The following is a 10,522-nucleotide window of genomic DNA, read 5'->3' as shown; positions in this document are numbered from 1 at the left end:
TCGAACAGGAAAGATACAGATTTCCCCTCTGCTCCTCTGCTCCTCTGCCCCTCTACTCCCCATTCTCATAGCCTACCACCGATGGCGGGTGCTGGATGCCCCCTAGCTTCGGTTCAGTGTCAGTTAGAAAACTGGCAAGGGTTTTTTTTAAGATCCCCGTTTCGGATAAGATTAAATACGCGGCATCCAACGAGGACACCATCTATGAGTCAAGACGACATTTTTGTTAAAGTTAAGAAAATTGTGGCGGATCAGCTTGAAGTTGACGCTAACGACGTTAAGCCAGAATCCAGCTTTGCTAACGATTTAGGAGCAGATTCCTTAGATACGGTAGAGCTGGTTATGGCGTTAGAGGAAGAGTTCGATATCGAAATTCCAGACGAGGCCGCAGAAGGTATTGCTACGGTTCAAGCCGCTGTAGACTTCATCAATAGTCAAGTTGCAGCACCAAAAGCTTAAGATAAGCGCGTTTCCCCTCCTCGTTCTCTTTTGAGAGGGGGGAAAATAGGATTGAAAACTCTTCCTTTGTTCTGCGTTCTCGGTGTTTAATTTCTTGAAATCGAAATCATGGCAAATTTTGAGCGTAAGCGCGTTGTTGTAACGGGTCTAGGCGCGATTACACCGATTGGCAATACCTTATCCGAGTATTGGGAAGGGCTGCTTGCCGGGAAAAATGGCATCGGCCCGATTACTTTCTTTGATGCGTCGCGGCATGACTGTCGCATTGCAGGCGAGGTGAAGGGTTATGACCCTCATGACTATTTGGAACGCAAGGAGGCAAAGCGGATGGATCGCTTTGCTCAGTTTGGGGTGTCGGCTAGCAAACAGGCGATCGCAGATGCAAATTTTGAGATTAATGACCTGAACGCAGAACAAGTGGGTGCGATCATCGGGACAGGTATTGGTGGTCTGAAGGTTTTGGAAGACCAACAAGAAATCTATTTGAATCGCGGCCCTGACAGGTGTAGTCCGTTTATGATTCCGATGATGATTGCGAATATGGCGGCGGGCCTGACGGCGATTCATACGGGGGCTAAGGGGCCTAATTCTTGTACGGTGACGGCTTGTGCTGCGGGGTCGAATGCGATCGGCGATGCGTTTCGGATGGTGCAGCGGGGTTATGCTCAAGCGATGATCTGTGGCGGTACGGAGGCGGCGGTAACGCCTTTGTGTGTGGCGGGTTTTGCGGCGGCGAAGGCGCTTTCGAGGCGCAATGACGATCCGGCTCATGCTTGCCGGCCTTTTGACCGCGATCGCGATGGTTTTATTGTTGGCGAAGGTGCTGGCATTCTCATCATAGAAGAGCTGGAATACGCCTTGAGTCGCGGAGCTAAAATTTACGCGGAAATCGTTGGTTATGGTTCTACCTGCGATGCCTATCACATGACTTCTCCGGTACCAGGCGGGGAAGGTGCAGCGAGGGCGATGTCTTTAGCACTTAAGGATGCTGAGATTACCCCGGAGATGGTGAGCTATATTAATGCTCACGGTACGAGTACGCTACCTAATGATTCTACGGAAACTAATGCCATTAAGAAGGCTTTGGGAGATAGTGCTTATCAGGTGGCGATTAGTTCTACTAAGTCGATGACTGGTCATCTTTTGGGTGGTTCTGGAGGCATTGAGGCGGTGGCGACGGTGATGGCAATTAATAATGACAAAGTACCGCCGACTATTAATTTTGAAAATCCTGGGCCTGAGTGCGATCTAGATTATGTTCCTAATCATAGTCGCGATCTGAAGGTAGATGTTGCCCTGTCTAATTCTTTTGGATTTGGGGGTCACAATGTGACTTTGGCCTTTAAGAAGTTTGTGGAGTGAATTCACAGGCGTTTTTTGAATATATTGTGGGGTGGGCATTTTGCCTGCCCCAATTTTTTAATAAGTGAGTGATTATAAAATAGACCTCTTGTAAAAATAGCGAAATTTAAAGGATAACAATTAGCTATTTAGGTCGGATTCGTGCCAAGTTGCGATCGCAACTCCTTAGTACCAAATTATAATTCATTCCAAATTCATTAACTGTATCATAATTGGGAATCAATTGACAAAACCTTCTCAAATTTATAAGTTCTCCCAATCACTAATATCCACTTTAGCCTGTCCCAAAATTTTCGCTAAAAAGTTGGCACTAATATCACCTTGATGAGGATTGGGGATAGTAACGCGAAGGTTATCTTTCAACATGAACTGATGCCTTTTTCCAGAATAGGGCCCATCAAATCATAGTTGTTTCAGGTAATAAATTAACTCTCGACGTTTGATTGGTTTTAAAGGAGGCATCAGGCAACTTCTTTAGTAATTGTAAGGTCGATATTATCAATGACTGGTAAAGGAAGATTCAGGGTGAGACTAAGTAAAATCCAGTCTTCTAATACCTCTTGCAATTCTTCTCGACAAGCTTCGAGAGTTACAGCATTTGCATAGACTCCCTCACAGATAGGAATTTCTCCATAGAAAGTCCCATTATCAGGGAAAATTTCATACTTAGCTTGCTTCATAGCAGTTTGGATGTATTTAGTTAACATATTAAAGCACTCCCTTATTAGCAATACAACGAAAGAAAATCATGTCGTGTCCTCTCAAAATTATGATCGACTAAAAAAATTCATGGCTGAGACTTAAATTTGGCTTTTGCTGCTTGAAGTTGGGATCGAATAGCTTCTTGACCAGGTTTGCGTGTACCCGCGATTGTCAGTCCTCTTTCTGTACGGATAATTGCCTTTTCTTCATGGGATATGTTTGTCATCTTTATAGTCTCCTAGAAGTTATTTCTATATTACTAGCTGATTACTCGCCAGTCCCGAAATCGCGATGCCTGCGGCTGGCTACGCCTGGACACCTCACTTCCGTAACCGCAAGGCGTTTTTACCTCCAAATCGCACCTAATCTCCACAAGGCCAGACATTTATCCACTCCGTCAAAGGATAACAAGCCCTGAAATCATCTTGCTTGGCTGTCCAACTGGTGGGATGATCTGTAATGCAGCCTCACGGCGATTCCAGAGCAACTAAAGCGTAGAGACGCAAATTAAACAATCTCTACCATCGGATACTCACACACACACTCGGCATATATAAAGACAACTATGGCTGTTGCAACCCAATCACTCGAAACACTCTGCATCAACTCGATCCGCTTTCTGGCCATCGACGCGGTAGAAAAGGCAAAATCAGGCCATCCAGGGCTACCGATGGGCGCTGCGCCTATGGCGTTCGTGCTCTGGGATCGCTTTATGCGGTTCAACCCGAAAAATCCTAAGTGGTTTAATCGCGATCGCTTCGTACTGTCGGCGGGTCATGGCTGTATGCTTCAGTATGCCCTGCTGCACTTAACGGGCTACGATAGCGTCACCATTGACGATATTAAACAATTCCGTCAGTTGGAGTCCAGAACCCCCGGACATCCAGAAAACTTTATGACTCCTGGGGTGGAAGTTACCACTGGCCCTCTGGGACAAGGAATTTGTAATGGCGTGGGTTTAGCAGTCGCAGAAGCTCACTTAGCTGCTAGATTTAACAAGCCTGATGCCACAATTGTAGATCACTACACCTACGTCATCCTGGGCGATGGCTGTAACATGGAAGGGATTTCTGGTGAAGCTTGTTCCTTTGCGGGACACCAGGGATTAGGCAAATTGATTGCCCTTTATGACGATAACCACATCTCTATTGATGGTTCTACGGATATTGCCTTTACTGAAGATGTCAGCAAGCGGTTTGAAGCTTACGGTTGGCACGTTCTGCACGTACCCGAAGGTAACACAGATTTAGAAGCAATTGCTAAGGCGATCGCAGAGGCAAAATCTGTCACCGATAAACCATCGATGATTAAGGTGACAACAACTATCGGTTACGGTTCTCCTAATAAGCAAAATACTGCTGACGTTCACGGCGCGGCTTTAGGCGGAGACGAAGTAAAACTCACCCGCGAGAAGTTAGGCTGGGAATACGAACCCTTTGTCGTACCTGAAGATGCCTTAAAGCATTTCCGTAAAGCAGTCGATCGCGGCGCAGCAGCAGAGGCAGAATGGAATGAAGCTTTAGCTCAATATAAGGCTAAATATCCCGCAGAAGCCGCTGAATTTGAGCGGATGAGTAGCGGTAAATTGCCCGAAGGTTGGGAGAAGGCTTTGCCTACTTATACCCCCACTGATAAGGCTTTGGCAACTCGGAAGCATTCAGAAATTACGCTGAATGCGATCGCGAAAGTTGTCCCCGAATTACTTGGCGGTTCTGCTGACCTTACCCACTCTAACTATACAGAGTTAAAAGGAATCGGTAACTTCCAAAAAGGACATTACGAAAACCGTAATATCCACTTCGGAGTCCGCGAACATGGGATGGGCGCGATTTGTAATGGCATTGTCCTCGATAACTCAGGATTAATCCCTTATTGCGCTACCTTCTTAGTATTTGCCGACTATATGCGGGCAGCAATTCGCCTCTCTGCATTATCGGAAGCTGGCGTGATTTATGTAATGACTCACGACTCCGTTGCATTAGGTGAAGATGGCCCTACTCACCAACCAGTTGAAACAGTTGCTTCTTTGCGGGTAATTCCTAATTTATTAGTAATTCGTCCTGCTGATGGCAATGAAACATCAGGCGCTTATAAGATCGCAATTGAAAATCGTCATCGTCCAACTTTGATGGCTTTCTCTCGTCAAAACTTGCCTAACTTAGCAGGTGCTTCGATTGAAGGTGTTGCTAAGGGAGCCTACATTTTATCAGATGATGATGGTACTCCTGACATCATTTTAATCGGTACTGGCGGCGAAACTTACCTCTGCGTTGATGCGGCTGAAAAGTTACGCGCAGCAGGTAAGAAAGTGCGCGTTGTTTCCTTCCCTTGCTGGGAATTATTCGAGGAACAAGATGCTGCTTATCGCGAATCTGTGTTACCAAAAGCTGTGAAGAAGCGCTTAGTAGTTGAAGCTGGCGTTAGCTTCGGTTGGGAGCGTTATTTTGGTTCTGAAGGTGCGATGCTTAGTATTGACCGTTTTGGTGTTTCTGCACCTGGTAATGTGGCCTTAGAAAAGTTTGGTTACACGGTTGATAATGTGGTAGCGAAGGCTAAGGAAGTTATCGGTTAATTTTAACCGATCGTACCAAATCTGGGTTAAAGTTCGGCGATTGAAATCGCATCTACACAAACGAAGTCCGCCTACGCGGACTAAGAAATAACGGGGATATTTAACTCGGATTTGGTCTAAATTTATTGTGGGGTGGGTATTTTACCTGCCCCATTTTTGTTGTGCGATAATGGTAAGAAATCACCAGCAAAGTAGGTTGGGTATAATACTAAATCCGGCTTAAATACCTCCTTTATTCTTTAGTCCGCGTAGGCGGACTTTGTTTGTGTAGATGCGATTTCAATCGCCGAATGATAAAAACCCGGTTTCTCGGCCCCCATGAGATATAAATTTTTGCTAAAATAGAGCGATCGGCACTAAAAACAACTTATGATCGCAGCACCTCCCGGATGGAAACCCCGCCGCATCTCCGAAAAATACATAAAACCGCCAATTTCTCCCGAAGAAAAAGCCAAGCAAAAAGCCGAAAGTCAAGCGCGGTGGCAGCGATGTCGTCCTATTTTTGAACGAGTCCGCGACGAACTGATGGCAACTCACTATAATTGGTACATTGTCATCGATCCAGATAGCGGTGAATACTTTATTGAGAAAGATCAACTCGTTGCTTTTGAAAAGCTACTGGCAAATCCTCCTCAAAAACTAATGGTTGTACGCCGCTTGAATGAAAGCGGGGTTTGTGGCAGCATCTTATGATTCAAGGCAGGTTTGATTAAGATTTTGAGTACAATTTTATCGTTTGATGAAGATTTCGGGTACAATTTATAGCGATCGTCGGGGTTAATATCTCACAAAATTATGTAAATAGTTTGGAGTGTTTAGAATTTATGCCAGATGAAACGATTTGGATTGTGACTGCCGATACTGCCGACGAGTCACCTGATGCACTTGATGATGGTGCGAAGATAGGAGCACATACAGGACTTGACTATGGGGGGTTTTTCGACGCACAGCCAAATGAGCCGGCCCAAAAGCAAGCAGCAAAAGTAGCTGATAGCTTGCGGCTGCACAAGGTTAGCATCAAGAAACTAGAAACCGAACTGGTTGACTGCATGGAAATGGTAGATAAAATATTCAGCCGTGCGGATGCGGAAGCTGACATGAAATCGATCGAGTTATCTGAAATTGAGGTATCGGTTGCGATTAACGCCGAGGGTTCTTTCTGTTTAGTCGGTATGGGGGCTAAAGTTGCCGATACAAGAACTATATTGTTGAGATTTAAACGGAAGTCTTAAAGTGCATGGGAAAAAATAAGGCGATATCAATTGGTATCAATAACTATGAGTTTCTAACCCCGCTGAAGTATGCCAAGCGGGATGCAGAGCTAATGCAGGATTTTTTTCGCAATCAGGCGGGGTTCGAGCAAGTTTTGTTCTTGTCAGATGACTCGCTGCCTGATACTAAGGGTAACTTGATTCGTCCTTCTTTTAGCCATCTGAGAAACCTTTTACTGACAAAATTTGAAAAACCCTTTATGGGGGATGGGGATAATTTTTGGTTTTTCTTCAGCGGACACGGAAGACGTGACAACGGGCGTGATTACCTAATGGCTTGTGACAGCAATCCAAATGATATTGAATCTACAGGGATTACGATTAATTTCCTGACTGAACGCCTGCGCCGCTGCGGTGCTGATAATGTGATTTTGATTCTGGATGCTTGTCGGGATCGAGGGAGTAAATCGGGAGAAGGAATCGGCAATCAAGCGGCTCAAGTTGCACGGGAAAAGGGAGTTGTCACCTTTTTTTCTTGCAGTCCTAATCAATTGTCCTATGAAATTGATGCTTTAAAGCAGGGTATTTTCACAAAAGCATTGCTGGAGGGATTGAGTTCTCCTGAGTGTGCAACTGTTGGGCAATTGAATGATTATTTGAGTTCGCGGGTTCCTAAACTGATATGGGAATATAAAGGCAACGAAGTGCAGCAAACGCCTATTACCATTGCGGAACCTGACACCAAATCTCATTTGATTATTTTGCCGCAGCACGCAAATCGAGACGATATTTATGCGCTCAAAGTTGATGCTTTTCAGGCAGAAGTTGATAAGAACTTTGAACTGGCAGAACAGTTGTGGATTCGCGTATTCGCTGCATCTTTTGGTAAGGATATGTCTGCTATTCAGGCTATAAAAAGAATCGATCGATTGCAGAGAGAAAATCAGGCATCGTCTCAAGACAATTCTGTTAGTGCTAGCGTTGCGAAGCAAGCGGAATCTCCATTGTCTCCAAAATCTAAACTTGTAACGGATACTACTCCTATTGAGCCTGATGTTCCCCTCAAGTCTGAACGGGGAATAGACTACACTAAGTTACGCGATTTACTGGCAGCAGGAAAGTGGAAAGAAGCGGATGAGGAAACGGCCAGAGTGATGTTAAAGGTGGCGGGTAGGGAGAAAGAAGGATGGCTGGATAGCTCATCAATAGATAATTTTCCTTGTGAAGACTTGCGAACGATTGACCAACTTTGGGTAAAATACAGTAATGGGCGCTTCGGCTTTTCGGTGCAGAAGCGCATCTATCAAAGTCTGGGTGGAACCAGACAATATGATAGTAAAATATGGGAAGCGTTTGGCGATCGCGTAGGTTGGCGTGTGAATAAAAGTTGGTTGGGTTATGATGAATTAAAATTCAACACCCAAGCACCAGCAGAAGGACACCTCCCGTCCTGGGGGGGTTGGTGGTGTGGGGGGTGGGTGGGTCTCTTCTCTCGCGTCGAGACTTGTAAAGTGTAACATCTAAGCGTTTCAGAGTTTCGCTAAGATTTATAACAAAGGCTTAAACCACGAAACCTTGCGCTGTCTACGTTTCCGATACCTGGCACTGACCGTCAGCTAAAATACTACCAGCGACTTTGCGTTTTCACAATTAGCAATGACAAATTTTTCTGCCACCGCTAAAATTTCCGGGTCTTGGGCCTCCCACTCTCCCCAAGGCAGGCAAAATTCCCAAAAGACACAAAAAAAATCTTAGCCCCCCCTTACCAAGGGGGGGTTGGGGGGTAAAAAGGCCATAACAATGACCAAACTATATAACAAAACCTCAGAAAAATTGAAACGACAGCAGCTTCGCAGAGAAATGACAAAAGCTGAAAAATTACTCTGGGAAAAACTGAAAAGCCAACAACTTGAGAATTGTAAATTTCGCAGACAATACAGCGTAGATAAATTTGTAATTGATTTTTACTCACCTGAAATCAAGCTAGCAATAGAGGTTGATGGTGATAGTCATTTTCAAGATGGTGCTATAGAATATGATGCTGAACGACAAACATTTATTGAGTCAGTAGGAATCAATTTTTTGAGATTTACCAATGATGAGGTATATCACAATTTAGAGGGGGTTATAGAGGTTATTGCAGGTAAGATTCAATTGCTAAGACGACCCCCCAACCCCCTTGGTAAGGGGGGAGTAAGAAGAAAGGGAATCGCTAAGAGCCGACCCCCCAACCCCCTTGGTAAGGGGGGAGTAAGAAGAAGAGGGAGTAATAAGGGGTAAGTTATAGGATAAAAAGAATGAAAAACTTAACTCAATTAACTCAACTTGAATTAGTGTTACTTAAATTAGTAGCTAAAGGTCAAGGAAAGTGGAGTTGGTACGAACTCGCAAATGCACTTTCCCGTCGAGATGTACCGCGAGAACCTGACATGATGGTTGTTTTAAAAAAACTGATTGCTGAGGGTTTAGTTCAGCGATATATAGAAACAGATTCCCCTCGCGATAGATGGGAATTGACAACCGAGGGGGAAATTTTGCTGAAAGATGTAACCGATTCTGAAATGACAAATTTATGCAAATATGTTGAAGTTTAACTTAGAAACCGGGTTTTTCACGAAAATACTTCGTTCGAGTCCGCAGATTCGATAAAAAACCCGGTTTCTCGGCCCCATGTATAATTACCAATTACCAATTACCAATTACCAATTCTTACAGATGATTAACCAAAAATTATTACTTGTCGCTACCAGCAATCCTGGGAAAGTCACAGAAATGTTAGAATATCTCGCTGATTTTGGCTGGGAATTGCAACTTAAACCAGATGAATTGGAAATAGAAGAAACAGGCGATACATTCATCGCTAATGCTTGCCTCAAAGCCTCCGAAGTCGCAAAAGCAACAGGGAAATGGGCGATCGCAGATGACTCAGGCTTGACAGTAGACGCACTTAATGGTAGACCGGGAATATATTCGGCTCGCTATGGCAAAACAGACAGCGATCGCATCCAACGATTATTAACAGAACTAGGAAACGAACAGAACCGGAAAGCGCAATTTGTCTGTGCGATCGCGATCGCCTCTCCTGACGGTGCGATCGCCATCCAAGTTGAAGGAAAATGTGATGGTGAAATCCTCTATAATCCCAAAGGTAGCGGCGGATTCGGATATGACCCCATTTTCTACGTCCCCACGCAGCAAAAAACCTTCGCAGAAATGACCCCCCAACAGAAGCGATCGCACTCCCATCGAGGTCAAGCATTCCAGATCCTTCTACCCCAATTGGAGAGAATTGCGATCGTCTAGGAAGGAAAAAGAAGTAAGGAAAAAGAAGTAAGGAAAAGGGGGAAGATAGGGAGATGCCGAAAATCGCAAGGATGGGGAGTTTTGCAGGCGAGAAGAATAATTTTCCTAAGCTCTTCATCTTCTCCATCTCCCTCGCTCAAGAGCTCTCCTGCTCCCTTGCTGCTCAAGAGCTCCCCCTCTCTTCCCCTAGCCCCTAGCCCCTAGCCCCTAGCCCCTAGCCCCTAGCCCCTTCTTCCCCTAGTCCCTCGCTAAAAGTAAGTCGGAATATTAAATTTTGTCAACGAACCCTGTTATTTGGCAAAACAGTAAAATACAATACAGAAAGAAAGAAAATTTTTCATCAGGGAAGGACATCAGACCTTAAAACCACTCCCCTACTCATAAAAGGAACAAAAGATATGAAACTGACTTATCGCGGCACTAACTACGAAAACGACATTTCCGCAGTCGAGATGGTTGAAGGTGAAATCGGCGGCAAATATCGGGGTCAAAGCTGGAACTACCGTTATCCCAGACATATTCCCGTTCCTGAACAGGCATACAATCTGAAGTATCGCGGCGTAGAATACAACACCAAAAGAACTCAAGAAGCGGAAGTGGTAGTTGCCAAGACAGTTGTAGAGCCTGTTCTCGCGATCGCAGCCTCCCGCGCCAAAGCCTGCACAGCAGTACCCGACATTGCCAAAGTCCACCGCGCCAATCTCTGCAATATCCTCGACCGCCGACTGCAAATAGCCAAAGCTAAAGGCGATGAAAGATTGCTCCGCTTACTAGAAAGTGAAGCCGCGCAAATGGCCTGTTGAATATCTGGGGGACAACAAATTTGAAAGGTAAATCACAAGAAACCCAGTCGATCGAACTGGGTTTCTTATTGTCCGCCGATAATTTTTGTAGGGGCTAGGGGAAGAAGGGA

General features: G+C 45.0%; 13 protein-coding genes. 10 read left to right on the top strand and 3 right to left on the bottom strand.

The features are described 5' to 3' along the window. The first annotated feature begins 204 nt into the window (after positions 1-204). Both acpP and fabF read left to right on the top strand, forming a co-directional pair. Positions 205-459 carry an acyl carrier protein gene (gene acpP, locus OSCI_RS23010; RefSeq protein ID WP_007357572.1) on the top strand — a complete coding sequence of 85 codons (255 nt, stop codon included), beginning with the start codon at positions 205-207 and terminating at the stop codon, positions 457-459. A 108-nt stretch (positions 460-567) separates the two neighbouring features. After that, positions 568-1,821, top strand: coding sequence for a beta-ketoacyl-ACP synthase II (gene fabF / locus OSCI_RS23005; RefSeq protein WP_007357571.1), 1,254 nt, complete (start codon positions 568-570; stop codon positions 1,819-1,821). A gap of 243 nt (positions 1,822-2,064) precedes the next feature. On the opposite strand, the gene OSCI_RS32120 is transcribed toward fabF, so the two are convergent. The 3 genes from OSCI_RS32120 to OSCI_RS30915 form a co-directional block, all read right to left on the bottom strand. Continuing rightward, the gene (locus OSCI_RS32120) at positions 2,065-2,187 is read right to left on the bottom strand and encodes a hypothetical protein (RefSeq protein WP_007357570.1); all 123 of its coding nucleotides are present in this window, start codon (positions 2,185-2,187) and stop codon (positions 2,065-2,067) included. Between the two features lie 95 nt (positions 2,188-2,282). Continuing rightward, positions 2,283-2,528, bottom strand: a complete 246-nt coding sequence (locus OSCI_RS22995; RefSeq protein ID WP_007357569.1) for a type II toxin-antitoxin system HicB family antitoxin — start codon at positions 2,526-2,528, stop codon at positions 2,283-2,285. 80 nt (positions 2,529-2,608) lie between these two features. Beyond that, positions 2,609-2,749 (bottom strand): hypothetical protein, encoded by a 141-nt coding sequence (locus OSCI_RS30915; protein ID WP_007357568.1) that lies wholly within the window; start codon positions 2,747-2,749, stop codon positions 2,609-2,611. Positions 2,750-3,088: 339 nt separating this feature from the next. Here OSCI_RS30915 and tkt point away from each other — a divergent pair, with 339 nt between their 5' ends. From tkt to OSCI_RS22955, 8 genes are all read left to right on the top strand, one after another. Then, entirely contained in the window at positions 3,089-5,095 is a 2,007-nt protein-coding gene (tkt, locus tag OSCI_RS22990; protein WP_007357567.1) for a transketolase, read from the top strand. 369 nt (positions 5,096-5,464) lie between these two features. Further along, positions 5,465-5,788, top strand: coding sequence for a hypothetical protein (locus OSCI_RS22985; protein ID WP_007357566.1), 324 nt, complete (start codon positions 5,465-5,467; stop codon positions 5,786-5,788). A gap of 131 nt (positions 5,789-5,919) precedes the next feature. After that, positions 5,920-6,327, top strand: coding sequence for a Pepco domain-containing protein (locus tag OSCI_RS22980; protein ID WP_007357565.1), 408 nt, complete (start codon positions 5,920-5,922; stop codon positions 6,325-6,327). 5 nt (positions 6,328-6,332) lie between these two features. Further along, positions 6,333-7,823: a GUN4 domain-containing protein gene (locus OSCI_RS22975; RefSeq protein ID WP_007357564.1), complete on the top strand. Its 1,491-nt coding sequence runs from the start codon at positions 6,333-6,335 to the stop codon at positions 7,821-7,823. 283 nt (positions 7,824-8,106) lie between these two features. Beyond that, positions 8,107-8,586: an endonuclease domain-containing protein gene (locus OSCI_RS22970; protein WP_007357563.1), complete on the top strand. Its 480-nt coding sequence runs from the start codon at positions 8,107-8,109 to the stop codon at positions 8,584-8,586. Between the two features lie 17 nt (positions 8,587-8,603). After that, entirely contained in the window at positions 8,604-8,900 is a 297-nt protein-coding gene (locus tag OSCI_RS22965; protein WP_007357562.1) for a hypothetical protein, read from the top strand. Positions 8,901-9,021: 121 nt separating this feature from the next. Beyond that, positions 9,022-9,609, top strand: a complete 588-nt coding sequence (gene rdgB / locus OSCI_RS22960) for an RdgB/HAM1 family non-canonical purine NTP pyrophosphatase (protein WP_202796250.1) — start codon at positions 9,022-9,024, stop codon at positions 9,607-9,609. 398 nt (positions 9,610-10,007) lie between these two features. Further along, positions 10,008-10,412 (top strand): DUF4278 domain-containing protein, encoded by a 405-nt coding sequence (locus OSCI_RS22955; RefSeq protein WP_007357560.1) that lies wholly within the window; start codon positions 10,008-10,010, stop codon positions 10,410-10,412. The last annotated feature ends 110 nt before the right edge of the window (positions 10,413-10,522 follow it).

The organism is Kamptonema sp. PCC 6506, assembly GCF_000180455.1.
GTDB lineage: Bacteria > Cyanobacteriota > Cyanobacteriia > Cyanobacteriales > Microcoleaceae > Kamptonema > Kamptonema formosum.
Note: the sequence above shows the minus strand (reverse complement) of the source record. Positions and strands in the feature narration are given on the sequence as shown.